We start from the raw sequence: 14,945 nt of genomic DNA, 5'->3' as shown, positions 1-14,945 counted from the left end.
GCTCAATCCGCCGCCATTCCGCATCGCTGAGCCAGTAGACCTGCTTTGCCATTCAAGCCTCCCTTCCACTGAGAAGCTTGAATCACAGCCGAATTCCGGATGGAATCCCTATTGAGTACAGACCCTAATGCAATGACCGGACTTTCGTCCGCCGATGCTCCATTTCGTAAGATAGGCCAAGACTGATCCTAGGGCGAGCCGCTTCGAACAAGGCACTGACCGTCGCGCAAGCCGCTCGTTTTCTGTCGAAGAGGAGTCGATGGCGTTGCCCTGCTTCGATGCCCGCGTGCCGCGCCTGCACTTCTGCGGCGGCTTCCTGCCTCACCTTCCGATTAGGTCGGCTCCGTTGGAGAGAGAGCATTCGTTCGGCAGCAATCCCTCTATAGCAACAGCAAAAGCTCTGGGGCAGTCGCACGCCAGATCCGATAGCTGTCAGGGGCCGGCACACCAGAAATGAGTGTCTGTCACCAGTCACCGAACGCCTCCGCAGCATTTAACGCGCTGCAATCTTAACGGCGCGACTACCTAGGATGAAACGCTAACATTGAGCTGAACAAGGAGCTTTCAACATGAATGAGATGATCCGAACTCCTCAGACAAACATGAATCTGGGCGACACGCAGCGTGCAGGGGGACCAGAGCTCGACGAGCTGGTTCCCTCGCGGTACGCGCTGAAGGTCGGCGACATCGAGGTGCTCGTGGTCAGCGACGGCATGCTTTCACTGCCAACGAAGATGTTGGCACACGATACCGACCCCGCAGTCAGGGCGGCTTGGCTGGAGGACATGTTCCTGCCGCCGGAAATGATCGATTGGCCGCTGAACGTGGTCGTGGTGCGTAGCGGCGGTCAGACCATACTCGTCGATGCTGGGCTAGGGGTGAACCCGAACTTGCCGCGGGCCGGGCGGACGGCCCAGCGGCTGCAGGCCGCCGGGATCGATCTAACTTCCGTGACCGATGTGGTGCTGACCCACATGCACATGGACCACATTGGCGGGCTGCTCGTCGATGGGATGAAGGACCGGCTCCGTCCAGACTTGCGGATCCACGTGGCGGCCGCCGAGATCGAGTTTTGGGCGACACCCGATTTCTCCCACACTTCTATGCCGGATGGGTTTCCAGATGCGCTTCGGGCAACGGCTAACCGCTTCTTGAACGAATACCGCAGTCAGCTGCGGCCGTTCGACGAGAAGCACGAGGTGGCACCAGGGGTGGTCGCCTGGCGCACGGGCGGCCACACCCCCGGCCACAGTGTGGTTCGCCTGACGTCGGGCGCCGACCGGTTGACGTTCGCCGGTGACGCCGTGTTCACGGTCGGGTTTGACCAACCCGAGTGGCACAACGGGTTCGAACATGACCCCGAAGAAGCAGCTCGCGTTCGGGTCCTTCTTCTACGCGAGCTAGCGGCGAGCGGTGAGCTGCTTGTTGCCACTCACCTGCCATTTCCTTCAGTAGGCAGGGTAGCGGTCACGGGCGACGTCTTTCGTTGGGTACCGATCATTTGGGACTACTGACCCTCTAAACCGAACTAGGGCGCGTCCTCCTGGTGTTGGCGGGTTCACGCCCTAGCTCAACTCATTGCCTTGCAGGTGCTCACGGGACTCGCTTGGCAGCGGTGTCGCGCTCGCACCCTCTCACAGTTCGAACACCTAAACCGGCTGGAGAAGAAAGATGAACTGGAACATTTTCCATCCCCGGGCAATCGGACCAGGTTCGGCACGCTCGTTCACAACATCTGATTTTGTTCGGAGATGGACCGAAATCTTGTCCGACATCGCAGGTACTCTTGGGAACTTATGGTTGGATGTACGCGATAGTTACCGGCCCGAATTGCACTACATGCGTGGCCCGGGACCAAAGTGGCGTGCCAAACAGCAACGCCGGGTCACTTCAGTTCTGAGCGTGTCATATCCGCAGTACCGCACCATGCTGCGCAACACCGATGCAGTGATCGAGCTGACCTCCGGCACACGAAATGGGGCTAGTCCTCTCGGAGGTTCTGTCGGCAGGTGCAGATAGCACTGCAATGTCTCGAGCTACCGCTTTCACTCTAGTCGATGAGAGGCAAGCATTCGCGCCAGCTTTTCGCAGGATCCTGCAAGGTATGTGGGATTCGGAAAAGACGCCCATTGTGCTCTGAACCCAGAGTGTCTCGTAAGTCAAATATCGAGGTCCGCCCCTGCCCAAGTTTTTTAGCGGCGCTGCTAGCCCCGCATCCATCGTCGCTGCAATGAAAAAGGCAGCTGGTGTTTCGGGAAAGGTACGTGCGAGCTTCGCCACCGGTCGGTGCGTTCGCGGCACCTATGTCCCATCAGACCAGGCCAGGGAAATCACAAGATCGGAGAGCTTTACCAGGCCATCGCGCGTGCTAGCACGCTTCTCGGTGGATAGAAGCCTCGACAACAAGAACAGCATGCTGCACGGCTTCAGCTTCCGGCTCGGCAGCGCCGATCAGCGCTCGGAACTCTTCACACAGAATGCCCCCGTTTATTTCGCGAGGACCGTTGATCAAATGTTCGCCTATCTCCAGGCGCACTTTGCGCGGCCAGACGGTAAGCCGGACGTGGAGAAGATCAATTCATTCTCCGCTGCCAATCCGGAGACTCTTAATCAAGCCAACTATATCGCCGCGCATCCGCCGGCCGAAAGCTTTGCCTCTACAACCTATTGGGGGGTACACGCGTTTCCCGCGACAAATGCGAAGGGTGAAACAAGGTTCATCAAGTTTAAGATTGCTCCAGTGGGCGAGCAGGCGATCGAGCCTAAGGTCAAGATCAGAGTAAAGCCGGTCGAGCTGCTGCACGAAGATCTCGAGTCCCAGATCGAGGCTCGGAAGATCAGGTTCAGCGTAATGGCGCTGCTGGACCGGCCCGGCGATCCGGTCATGGATGTAACCGTCCGGTGGCCCGATGAGGACGGCCGCGAGGCAGCGCGGCTAGGAACGATCGTGATTACTGGTGTTGAAGCAAACCATGCGTGCGGCGATGCTGGGTTCAATCCTGCCACTCTGGCTGATGGTATCGGTTACCCGCCCGACGAGATGTTTGCGGCCCGCCGCGCAACCTACGCGCTCTCACAGAAGAGGCGCTGCTAAACGGACGAGCCCGCTGTGGCTCGATCACATTTAGCTTTCCGGCGCGCCCTGCATTTCGCGACGCCATACTCCCGGGCTGACGCCAATCACAGAGGTAAACACACGCGTAAAGTGACTCTGATCAGCAAATCCCGCCGACACCGCTATTTCTGACAGAGGCAGGTCGCGGACCGTCATCAACTGCTTGGCCGCTTTTACGCGCTGCCGCAGCAGCCACTGGTGCGGCGGTAGGCCAGTGGAAACACGAAAAGCGCGCGAGAAGTGGCTAACGGAGAGATCGAATTCTGCTGCCATCTGCTGCAATGAGACGGTCCCACCCAGGTCGGCCTCCAGCCTTTCGCAAGCGCGCTTGAGCTGCCATGGCGCAAGGCCGCCACGGGTCAGCTCGGTGTTGCGTCGAAGTCCACCGTAGGTCTTTGCGACGTGCGCGGTGAGCGCGAGCATCATGTGATCGATGAAGAGCTGGTTAACCTCGCAGGGTCGCCGCAATGCCTCCAGGAATGAGGCGCCAATGTGATGGATGATCTTGTCGTCGTGGCCTACCCCGATCTCACACGCAAGATCGCCAACACGCTGGGTGGTGAACTGTTTTGTGATGCTGTCGAGCGCCGAACGCGGAATATGGAAAAACAGGGAATGAAACGGCTTGTCAATCACATAGCGCGGATCGCGCTTGAGGTCGTACAAATAGGTTGCGCCCGCCCGGACGTCTCGCTTCATGATGCACTTTCCCCGCTCCCAGAGTTCGCAGTCCGGATAATCGTGAAGCTTCAGGCTTACCAGAAAGGCATCCTCCGGCATCAGAGAGCCGGACAGACCGGGTATGGGGTTGTCATCGCGCGTTTCGGTGACGGCAAGTTCAACGCCACGAAGTGAACGCGTGACCAATGATGGAGGCGCATCCTTAAGGTGCAGGAATTCTCCGAGCCTTGCGCCGAAAGCGCCTGCAGCAGCCATGGGACGATCCATTGGTGAAGATGAAAGGCTACAGTCGTGCGTTGGTTGGTCCCATTAATTGGACCAGCCAGCAAACGATTTAGTTCCTTCACTATAGTACCTCTAGTCACACGTCCGTGACCAACCTGACCTTTTGACAAAGTCAGGGTGATTGACCATTCCCAACCTCTTCCACTTCATTTTGTATTTGGCAGCAGCAACCAGCGAGTGCCTACGGCCCTGCGCGATTTAGTCGCGCGCGGGCGCCCTTCCGCCCCTTACAGCAGAATCAGGCAAAGCATCAGAAGTTTGAGCAAGATGTTCGGCTTTTGGTCCGTCTAGAACACCGACTGCTCTTAACGGCAATTCTCGGCACTGAGGACAGCTTCATGAGCCAGCAGATGTTGCACGATCGTTCCTGCCAAAACCACCGAGACGCTTCCGAGACGAACCAGCACGGTTTGCCGATTGGCGAGCGCCGTTCTGCGGATGTGGAGATGGCGCGCGTGCTTCACACCAAACCGGTCAGCATGGCTTTGGATCCCTCCGGAAGCGCGATCGCACATTGGAAACACGATCCACTGCATGACGTCGTTGAGCCTATGAGCCACCATGTCATCATGGCCTACAATGGATTCATGCAGCGCATGGAGCGGCGAACAGGTCGATCAGTCGCGAGAGGAACATTTCGACGCGGCGTTTTGATTATCATTCCAGAAGGATCAACCTCACGATGGGATATTCCGAGACCTGTTGATGTCGTCCAACTCTACCTTCCGCAAACCGTACTCAAACGCGTCGCTGATGAAGCCGACACGGCCAAGCCGATCGATCTCCTGGAGCGGACGGCGCATCCCGACCCGATCACATCCCGATTGCTGTTGAGCGCGGCGGATGTCCTGGAGAGCAATGACACCTTGGATACGCTTTTCAGACATCAATTGATAGAACTCCTGGCCACGCGCCTTTTGGCTGCACATACAGGCTCACCAATGACAATGCAGCCGGCAATGGGTGGACTTTCGCCGAAAGTCCTGGCAGGCGCACTTGAGCGATTACGCTCAGATAGCGACGCGGACGTCTCGCTCGCTGCCCTAGCGTCGGGTGCCGGTCTGTCACGATTCCATTTCTGCCGTGCTTTCAAGGAAAGCACCGGGCTTTCGCCACATGGCTGGCTGCGCCAGCACCGGCTCGAGCAGGCCATGAACATGCTGCGCGACACCGATGAAGCAGTTGTCTCGATCGCAGCCGCCCTTGGCTATTCCTCTCAGACCGCCTTCGCCGCGGCGTTCAGGAAGCAAACTGGAGAAACGCCGAGCGACTGGCGCCGGCGCGTGCGCTAAAACCCCTCTCCGCAGCTACCAACTCTGCAACGGTCCGCCGCAGCTGTGCATCGCGCAGAGATTTGCTCCGCAACGATTTTGGCTTGTTCAGGAGGACCCTCGCAGCTCTAAGCAGGCGGGGTAAGCTGAAAACGAATCGCGCGCGCCTTCTGCATAGGACTCAGCTCGGCGTTCTCGAAACGCATCGCTGCTTGACGTCGGAGCACCGCTCCGCAGCTAAAAGGCGTGAAGACTGTGCCGCAGCTGGACGCCGAGACCGGCGGAGCGGCTACGCTACCAGCAATCGCTCTACAGGTACGGCAATCGCTCTGGCGCACCCGAAGATTGGGTCGGATAGATTCTCACTATGCCCACTCTACGACAGCGGGAGACAACAATGATTGGGAAAGATCCAGCCCCATTAGGAAGGACGTGGCGGCGCAAGGCAGTCACTTCCGCGGTTCTGTACGGACTTTCACTTTCTATTCGCTTCACTTCAGCAGCGGGTGAAGAGATTCAAATCCCGGCGCAAGCCGTAGAACGATCTCATGCGCTTCTTTCCATCATGATGAATGATGGCATGTCCGAAGAACACTGGTTGAGACGAGCGGCTGGGCCGCTCGCGGTCCAGCGCGGCTCACCGCCAGGCACGGCGGGTTCGATACAGGGGTCGTCGTCGAACTGCTTTCCCCCTTAAACGCCAGCCCCTTCGTTCCACATCTTCGCGTTCTAACCGATCAAGCTTCTCGCCGACAATCGCCCGGCGGCAATGATCCACGTTTGCCTGAGGGATTCAAACCATGGGAGATAACTACATGCGAATCGTCATCATCGGCGCCGGCTTCGCCGGCATGTATGCTGCACTTTCCGCCGCCCGCCTCCGCGACATCCAAGGCGCATCACCCGAGGAGCTCGAGATCGCGCTGGTCGCGCCAGAGCCGACCCTGGTCGTTCGCCCTCGACTCTATGAACAAAAGCCCGAAACTTTGACAGCGCCTCTGCTGGACGTCCTCAACGCTATCGACGTCGTCTACGTGCAGGGCCGTGCCGAGGCAGTCGACGCCAAGTCCCGCATGGTACAACTCGCGACCCCTAAGGGGACGCGAAAGTCGCTCTCGTATGATCGGCTGGTGGTGGCAACTGGTAGCCGGCTGTTTCGGCCGAATATTCCGGGGCTTGCCGACCACGGCTTTTCAGTGGACCAGCTTGACGACGCGATTGCCCTCGACAAGCATCTGCACAGCCTGGCCGGCCGACCGGCAAGCAATGGGCGCGACACCGTCGTGGTTGCAGGCGGTGGATTTACAGGCATTGAGGCGGCGACCGAAATGCCGGCACGACTTCGCGAGATCCTGGGCGAGGATGCCAAGCCGCGCGTCATTATCGTGGATCGCAATCCAGCAATCGCGCCCGATATGGGCGAGGGCCCACGCCCCGTCATCGAGGACGCACTTCGCAGGCTGGGCATCGAAACCAGGCTCGGCACAGGCGTCGCCGCCCTCGACAAATTTGGCGTCACGCTTTCGAACGGCGAGTACATTGAAGCCGAGACAGTGATCTGGGCAGCTGGCATTCGCGCAGCGCCTCTCACGGCGCAAATTCCTGCTGAACGCGACAGCTTCGGCCGGCTACTGGTCGATCGCAATCTCCGCGTACCTGGAATCGACGGGGTCTTTGCAACCGGTGATGCCGCTCGCGCCGCCTGCGACGACGCTGGAAACTACGCACTGATGTCTTGCCAGCACGCCACACGCATGGGTGCTTTCGCTGGCAACAATGCCGCGGCCGAGCTCCTAGGCGTTCGCCCCAAGCCATATCACCAGGAGGGTTACGTGACCTGCTTAGATCTCGGCGAGGCAGGCGCGCTCTTCACGAGCGGCTGGGAACGCAAGGTCAAGATGACCGGCGATGTCGCCAAGAGAACCAAGCAGGAGATCAACACCGTGTGGATCTATCCGCCAAAGGCGGAACGTGTCGTGGCGTTAGCATCCGCCGATCCTGAGCGCGTCACTGATGTGAGCGGCTTTTAAGCCGATACGGGCCGCGCTATCCGGCCCAAGGGCGCGGCTTGCCGATTGTCGGATCATTTCAATGTGGTCGATACAAATTTCACCGTGCGCGAGCCTCCTCCAAGCTGATTCGTTTTCCCGATCGGCCCCTGGCTAGCGGGTGAAGGAGCAGTGGTTCTGTGGAGCGGCACGGGTTTGCTCAAAAAGTGCAAACGCGAACGGTCGTCAATGAAACATCGAAGGAGCGAACGGTGATGAATCCGAGGAACAAGAGGATTGTAGGGCTAGGGCTGTGCCTTGGCGCCGTCGCCCTCGTGGCCGGCGGCTGGGCCTATGCTTGGTCGAACGAGACGTTCACCGATAACGCCTACATTCGTGGTGAGATGACTTCGCTTGCGCCCAAGATCGCGGGCTACGTCACTGCCGTGGAGGTTCGGGATAATCAGACCGTTCGCGCAGGCGACGTTCTGCTCCGCATCGACGACCGGGACTACCGCGCTCGACTTGCGCAGGCGGATGCCAATGTCGATGCGGCCCAGGCCCGCCTCGCCAATGTCGATGCGGAGATGCAGCTGCAGCATGCGCTGATCCGCCAAGCCGAAGCGCAAAAGCTTGCAAGCGTGGCCGAGATGAACCTTGCTCGCAAAGCTTCGGATCGCCGTCGAGAGTTGATCCGCACCAGCGCCGTCAGCCAAGCCCAAGTCGACGAGAGTGATGCGGCTCTATTGAGAGCCGAGGCTGGATTGGCGGCTACTTCGGCGACGGTAGAAGCCCAGCGACAGCGCATCGCTGTTCTCGCAAGTCAGCGCGGAGCCGCCGTTGCTGCCGTGGCGCAGGCACAGGCCGCACGCGATCTCGCCCAGATTGATCTCGACCACACAGTGGTTCATGCGCCAATCAATGGCGTTATCGGCAACCGTCAGGTCCGCGTCGGCCGGCTTGTCGCACCTGGAACGTCACTGCTCGATATAGTCCCGGTCGACAACGTCTGGGTAGTAGCGAACTTCAAGGAAAGCCAGATCGAACACATACGTCCTGGCCAGCGCGCCCTCATCACTGTGGATGGCTACCCAGACCAGGCGATCGATGGCGTGGTGGATAGCTTTGCGCCCGGCAGCGGATCTGCGTTCACCCTGCTGCCTACCGACAATGCGACAGGCAACTTCATCCGGGTCGTGCAACGGGTTCCGGTGAAAATCCGCTTGGCCAGGAACCCGTTGCCCGGCCGGGTCGTGCCTGGCCTCTCCGCGCGCGTCGAAATCGATCGAGGGAGCGGCACGTGACCGGGATTTCCTATGCCGGATCAGGCGGCACCAAGCATGCAGGAAGCCTGTTGGTCGCGGGAATCGTGCTCTCCGCGCTGACAGAGGCGATTGCAAGCACCGCGCTTTCTCTCGCACGTAACGATATCATTGGAGATATTCACGCAACGCCGGATGAGTTCGCGTGGCTCGACAACGGGTATACTGCTTCGAAGCTCATTGGCTTCATGGCAGCCGCCTGGCTCATGACTCACATCAATCCACGCGGCGTAATCATCGCATCGACGCTGATTTTGGGCGCGGCCTGCGGAATCGCCACCATCACATATCGTTTGGACCTACTGATCGCACTGCGCATTATCCAAGGCTTTTCCGGCGGAACCTTGCTTGTCGCCGGCCAGTCCTTCATCTTTCTGGCTTACCCCCATTCCCGCCAACCAATCCTGCAGGCCCTGTTTGCAATGGGATCCGTCGTCGCACCCGCGACCGTCGCCCCGGCGCTTCAGGGATGGTTGATCGACAGCCAGTCCTGGGCCTGGATTTTCTTCGGCGTCGTTCCGGTGGCCCTCGCTGCAGTCGGATTTCTGCTAACTACGGACGCGCCAAGACATTTTGCTCTTACCCGCCTTCCCTTCGACTGGACCGGCTTCGCGCTAGTGACGGTTACATTCTTCTGCCTAACCTATGTTCTTAATCAAGGCAGCCGATGGCGCTGGTTTGAAGAGCCGCGCATAGTTTGGATCACCCTGATCGGCGCAGCCGCTCTGCTGGCGTTGCTTGGTCAGCAGGCGCTGGCTAGACGCCGAGGTCTGCTCGACTTCACCTTGTTTCGGTCGAGCGATTTCTCCTTTGCCTTCATTGTCAGTTTCGTCGCTGGCGCGGCCCTGTTCGGGAGCGCCTTTCTAATCCCCTCATTCGCCGTCTCCGTCCTGGCGTTCACGGCCACCGATGCGGGACAGCTATTGCTTCCAAGCGGAGCGTTTTTCGTCGCCGCGCTACTCGTAGCCGCATTCCTCATGCATGCTTGCGGCGCGCCACCATTCAGCACCGTGCCCTTTGGCATCCTGATGATCATGGCGGCGATGTGGATGCTGTCCGGCTCAACCAGCGAAAGCGGCCCCGGGGACATGATGGCCGCCCTGCTATTGCGGGGCTTTGGACTCGGCTTTCTCTTCCTATCGATCACGTTGATCGCCTTCAGTGAGCTTAGTGATCAAAACCGTACAGCCGGCATTGGCCTCTTCAATGCGGGACGTCAGTTCGGCGGACTGCTGGGAGTTGCCGGGCTGCAGACTATGATCGACTACAATGCAGCCGCCAATGCGACTGTGCTTGGGGCCAGTGTAACTGCAGGTACTCCTGCGGTCGGAGAGCGGCTCGCGGCGATGAGTGCCATTCTCGCGGCAAAAGGAATGGACAGTGTGGCTGCCGGCCGGGCTGCGATGGGTCTGCTCGGCCTAACCCTCACCGGTCAGTCCACCGTGCTTGCTTTCGATACCGCGTTTGCTGCAATCGCGCTGCTGTTCGTCGTCGCCGCGCCGGTGCTGGTCTCGATCAAGGTCGCTTTCGCCCTGCATGCAAAGAGGCGCGCCGCTCAGCTATCCAGGACTGGGGTGCTTTGCACAAATGCCGCGATGAAGCCTCTTCGAGAAAACAGCACCGTAGAGAGATCCGAGCTACGTGAAGACATAGTCCTCTCGGTCAGCCAAGTTCTCGCTCGCGCCTGCGACGCGCCCGTCGATCTGGATGGAATTCTGAATCGAGCTGGATTGTCGAAGGAAGAGGTCCTTCGGGCATTTGAAAGTGGCGACGATCTCATCGTCGCGATCGCCGAACACAAGGCTACCTTGATGTCGCAGCCCTTGGTCACGAGAGCGCGGCCAAGCACCATAGAGGACGCACGCGAGACCCTCAACGAGTTCGGGCGGGTTGCCTGGCAGGAATATTCGACCACCCTCGTCGGATTCATTCGAATGTTGATGACCGAAGGTGGAAACAATCCCGGCCTCAAGCGGCGGGTGCATGCGGCGGGTCAGCTAGCAGTCGTCCTCGAGCTGCGGAAGTTTCTCTCAATAGCGAGCGAACGTGGGATCTTATCGGTAGCGGACGCTCAATTGCACGCGGAGCAGTTGCTGGGAATGCTGAGGGAGCCACTTTACCAAACACTCATGCTGAGCCCTGCACTGCGGCAGGAGAGAGCAGTAGCTGACCGCGTGGCAGCCAGCATCGAAAGCTTCATTAGTGGCTGCTCTAGCTCAAGGAGCATCATCCGATGAGTGCGGGTAACGACATTGCCTGGCCGACGTGGTCTTGGCTGAGACGCCTTAGAGAGAGGTCTTCCAGTGAGACTCTCCTAGGCGACGTCCCGCCAGACCTGGCCAAAAACATCGACGAAAATGGATCTTTGGTGACTGTCGATGCCGCCGATTGGGTCGTTTGTTTCGTGCCCGGCCTTAGACGGCAGTGGTGGCATCGCTTCGTCCACCGCAGGCACAAGCACGTCTTCGCAATGCGCCCGACTGGCACGGGGAGCTGGCTTCTTGTGGAGCCGTGGTGGACTCGGATGATGGTGACGATCCTGCCGCCGGCCGGTGCGGTCCGATTTCTGCGCTGGGGTGCGACTGGCGATATCCTTCGGGTACGTGAAGCGGTCCCAGGCAGAGCAAGCCAAATTCGTGGTTGGTCCAACTGCGCGGTTCTGTCGGCGTTCCTCCTTGGGCGCTCGAGCTGGGTATGGACGCCGCACGGTCTTTACCGGCAGCTACTTCGGGAGAAGTCAACTCGCCGCGAGGATGTTCAGCAGCTTCTCACTGACCAGTTTACCAAGATTGTCGGCTATCACTCGTCCAACGCGCTGAGTGTCAGTGCCGACCAGCTTTCACTGCCATTAAGGGAATTGCTTATCATCATCGGGCGCAACCTTCTTGAGACAATGATGACCCCATCGTTGCTGGAAGTCTGCTACACTGCGATCCTTGAAGCGGACCGCTACCCCGATGCGACCCGGGCCTATGTGCAACATGGACCAAAGCCCGCCATTGCGGCCCTAGTTAATATCCTAGAACGAGCGAAGGTGACGAAAGAAATCGACTTGGAGGATTGCGAGGGTGGCGCCCGCCAGTTCCTCGCAATGCTCCACGGGAATGTCCATCTGGAGGCTATACTTCAGCTCCGCGACATACCAACTCTTTCGGAGATCGATTCTAGAACCCGTATGGCCGTGACCGCTTTTCTCGACGGTGTCGCGCTCGTCAAAGCAAAACGGAGCACATCGCGAGCGGCAGTAGCTCGGCATTGATCGAGCAAATTTCGCCCCATCAGAGGTGATGGTTTAGAAAGATAGTGTAGAACGGTTGACGACTGACTGCGCCTGTTTTGCTCCGACACTTTCGCTGCGGATTATGAGGACAGCGCCGAGCAGCCATATTTGACCTTGTTTCTCGCCCTCTGCAGGTCGACTTCTCGGCGCTCCTGCGTGATGCAAACCCGGCCGGTCGAAAATCGAGCCTGCGTCCAGAGGTCTGTTTTGGGTCAACACCGGCGGTGGACCGCGCGAATAGCGACGGCCGGTTTACGCCCAATAGCTGACATCAGAGGCGCGCGCTTGACGAACAGGAAATGCGCGACAACAGCGTTGAACCCGCGACTTTCAAAATTGCCGAACGCTTGATCGCAATCGCACAGGAGCTGTTGCCTGCTGGCGCAAAACCTGCGGTCCAAATATCTCGCCCATCCAAGTTGGGCTCGCATAATCAAGTATCGTGCAACGGGGTCCGAGATCAGCCAGTCCGGTCCATCATGGGCAAGTTTGAGCTAAATCCAGCCAATGATATCTAACTTGCCCATGCCGACTAGACGGCGAGACGCTTGACGCCCGTTGCCTTCGTTCCGGACTTGCTTACCGAGCTGGGCAACGGCCCCGGCTTGACGAACGCATCCACCAGGTTACCCAGAAGCTGCGAGACGTTGTTCTCGAATCCGTTGATCGGCAGGGCACTGCAGAATGCGATGGATCCGGTAGCAAACACCGCGCCGTTGTTCGGCCCCTCGAAATACACCATGTCGGCCCGCAGGATATAGTTGTGCGTCCCACTGAAACCCTGATGCGCGTGGGTCCCCTCCTCGTCGTGGGCGATGTAGTTGTCCGGATGACCACCCGAGGATGCAATGATCTTGGTGTTGGGCGGCGTGCCGAACCCCAGCTTGTAGCAGTCGATCTCGATGCCGGCCGCTCCACCGTTGCCGAGGCCGAAATCGCCGATAAGCTCCCCCTCGATCCCCTCGGTGATCCAAGCCAGCGCGGGATCATAGCTGTCCGGCATCCGCCGATAGGGCTGGCTATGGGCAAAGCCTTCGCCGGCAAACGTGTTGCCGACCAGCTTCTGCCCCCAGCGCTGGAAGCCGGTCCAGATTCCGCCCATTTGCCCCGTCGTGGCGAGATAGTACTCGCCCGGTCGTGCCGCCCAGGCTATCCAGTGTCCACCGGTCTTGCGACATTCCATGATCCATGGCTCGTCGTCGCGAAACGCCACATTGCAGCAGAAGCTGTTGGCGCCCATGCAGATGAACCGTCCGCCACCGGCGATGTAGTCCTCATGCGCATCGAGCATCCGCTCGGAGTGATATTCCGGATGGCTGGAATTCAGGATGCACGCATAGGGGGCCATTGCGGCGACACCCTCCAGATGAACATCCTCATCGGTCAAAATGTCGTAGTCGTATCCCTTGTGCTCGAGCCAGGCCAGGATCGAGAGATCCGCTGGAAAATTCCAGGGCAGGTCGAACGCGGAGATCCGATATTTCGGCCGCATGTTCACCATCGGGCGATGGTAGCTCGAGTAGCAGATGCCGGCGCCATCCGCGTGCGAGTCGTAGCAGCCTCCGCCGAATTCCGGATTTTCGTAGATTTCGATGTCGACCTCGGAGATCGTCGGCGGCTGACCAGCCATCGGCTGCACGATGTGGCCGTCGGTTGCGAAGCGCTCGTTGGCATAGGCGAGATAGGTCGCAGTGGAAAACAGGAGGGCAATACGCCCTGTCGGCACGCGCGGTCGCACGAAGAAGACGATGTATTCCTCAGCCATGCCCTTGCCGTCGCCACCGCGCAGCCTGATCGCGTAGGCGCCGCTGCGCAGGGTTGCAGGCAGCTGCAGCGCCTTGGTGACCTTCCAGTTGCTGTCGATCATCGCATCGGCGTGGAATTCGACGCCGCCGTATTCATGCGGGGCGAGACGGAAACAGTCGTTGCGGCCGTTCCAGTTGTAGCCGGTCTGCGCGCGCACCGGCCTGTTGTAACCCTTGGCGTCGAGACGGTCTGGTCCGATGTCGACCACGACATCGCCGATGCCATGATCGGTGTAACCCTTCGTGGTGTCCCAATATGCCACCATGCCGTATGACGGAGGCTGACCGCCCGAGCGGATCGCGTCGAGCTCCTCGCGGGTCAAGGGCCGATCGAACACACCGCAGCGATCGATCTTCCCGCAGTAGAGCTGCGACACGAAGTGGCCGCGCAGCGCGTGCCAGTCGCGTGAGCCGGCCACGAGGAAGGGCGTATCGGCTAGGTTGTTCTGCCGGAACCGAAACACCTCCGACACATGCGAGCGATATTCTACCGGCGCGACCTTGCCGAGCAGGCTGTTGTAACGGTTGACGACCCCTTCCTGGTAGAGGGTGGCACGACCGCTCCGGGCATCGAAGGTGGCCGCAACGAAATACCAGGCCTGTTTCTGCAACGGCAGCTCCGCCTGCAGATAATCGACCTCATTCCCGCTCCCGACCCAGAACTCCAGCCTGCCGCTCGGATTGATTCCGAGGCCGTAACCGTGATTCTTGTCATTGTCCCAGCGGCCGAGCAGACATTGACGATGTCCGACATCCGGCCATGTCGGCCAAATGAACGCGCAAAGCGTGATGCTGCCATCCAGCGCGAGCTTGCGGCCGGGATCGGCGACCTCGAGGAAGGATCCGACCTGCGTGAATTGCTTCTCGACCCCCCAGGTGCCGTTGGCGACGCAATCGATCTCTTCCTCGATGAATCCCGGACCGAGCGGATGCTCATCCCCGTGGATCAAGCGCACGAGATGGGCTTCAGCGGTGGAGGTGCCGTCGGCACTGACGTGGAACTGAATGGTATCGCCGGGCTTCACCGAGATCTTGTCTGCGTAGCCGAATATCTTGATCTGCGCCATGGTGCGGAGTTTCCAATCGAGAAGCTGGGCGAGGCGCCTGCCCCATCCAGCGTGTTGCAGCTAGCTCCAAAGCGCGATGCGACTGGGTTGAATCGTCATCGCGCTTCAGGTTGTTGTTCAAGCATGATCCG

At 59.5% G+C, this 14,945-nt stretch carries 9 protein-coding genes and 1 pseudogene; 8 read left to right on the top strand and 2 right to left on the bottom strand.

The features are described 5' to 3' along the window. Positions 1-569: 569 nt before the first annotated feature. Both ACYCVF_RS36520 and ACYCVF_RS36515 read left to right on the top strand, forming a co-directional pair. Positions 570-1,514, top strand: coding sequence for an MBL fold metallo-hydrolase (locus ACYCVF_RS36520; protein WP_459607602.1), 945 nt, complete (start codon positions 570-572; stop codon positions 1,512-1,514). A 716-nt stretch (positions 1,515-2,230) separates the two neighbouring features. Further along, entirely contained in the window at positions 2,231-3,094 is an 864-nt protein-coding gene (locus ACYCVF_RS36515) for a catalase (protein ID WP_459607600.1), read from the top strand. 30 nt (positions 3,095-3,124) lie between these two features. Here the strand turns inward: ACYCVF_RS36515 and ACYCVF_RS36510 are convergent, their stop codons facing one another. Continuing rightward, entirely contained in the window at positions 3,125-4,051 is a 927-nt protein-coding gene (locus tag ACYCVF_RS36510) for a helix-turn-helix domain-containing protein (RefSeq protein ID WP_459607598.1), read from the bottom strand. Positions 4,052-4,419: 368 nt separating this feature from the next. On the opposite strand from ACYCVF_RS36510, the gene ACYCVF_RS36505 reads away from it, so the two are divergent. The 6 genes and pseudogenes from ACYCVF_RS36505 to ACYCVF_RS36480 all read left to right on the top strand — a co-directional run bounded on the left by ACYCVF_RS36505 (position 4,420) and on the right by ACYCVF_RS36480 (position 11,921). After that, the gene (locus tag ACYCVF_RS36505; RefSeq protein ID WP_459607596.1) at positions 4,420-5,373 is read left to right on the top strand and encodes a helix-turn-helix transcriptional regulator; all 954 of its coding nucleotides are present in this window, start codon (positions 4,420-4,422) and stop codon (positions 5,371-5,373) included. Between the two features lie 794 nt (positions 5,374-6,167). After that, a complete protein-coding gene (locus tag ACYCVF_RS36500) occupies positions 6,168-7,382 on the top strand; it encodes an NAD(P)/FAD-dependent oxidoreductase (protein WP_459607594.1) in 1,215 nt (404 codons plus the stop codon). Positions 7,383-7,615: 233 nt separating this feature from the next. After that, a complete protein-coding gene (locus ACYCVF_RS36495; protein WP_459607608.1) occupies positions 7,616-8,644 on the top strand; it encodes an HlyD family secretion protein in 1,029 nt (342 codons plus the stop codon). Further along, a pseudogene (locus tag ACYCVF_RS36490) lies at positions 8,641-10,239 on the top strand (MFS transporter); the annotation flags it as partial. The gene ACYCVF_RS36495 and the pseudogene ACYCVF_RS36490, both read left to right, overlap by 4 nt. Positions 10,240-10,257: 18 nt before the next feature. Further along, a complete protein-coding gene (locus ACYCVF_RS36485; RefSeq protein WP_459607606.1) occupies positions 10,258-10,899 on the top strand; it encodes a TetR/AcrR family transcriptional regulator in 642 nt (213 codons plus the stop codon). 287 nt (positions 10,900-11,186) lie between these two features. Continuing rightward, positions 11,187-11,921, top strand: a complete 735-nt coding sequence (locus ACYCVF_RS36480; protein WP_459607592.1) for a TetR/AcrR family transcriptional regulator C-terminal domain-containing protein — start codon at positions 11,187-11,189, stop codon at positions 11,919-11,921. Between the two features lie 553 nt (positions 11,922-12,474). On the opposite strand, the gene ACYCVF_RS36475 is transcribed toward ACYCVF_RS36480, so the two are convergent. Continuing rightward, a complete protein-coding gene (locus ACYCVF_RS36475) occupies positions 12,475-14,814 on the bottom strand; it encodes a N,N-dimethylformamidase beta subunit family domain-containing protein (protein WP_459607590.1) in 2,340 nt (779 codons plus the stop codon). Positions 14,815-14,945 lie beyond the last annotated feature (131 nt).

Source organism: Bradyrhizobium cedriense, assembly GCF_054602315.1.
The sequence above is the reverse complement of the archived record's forward strand: the minus strand, read 5'-3'. Positions and strand labels throughout refer to the sequence as shown.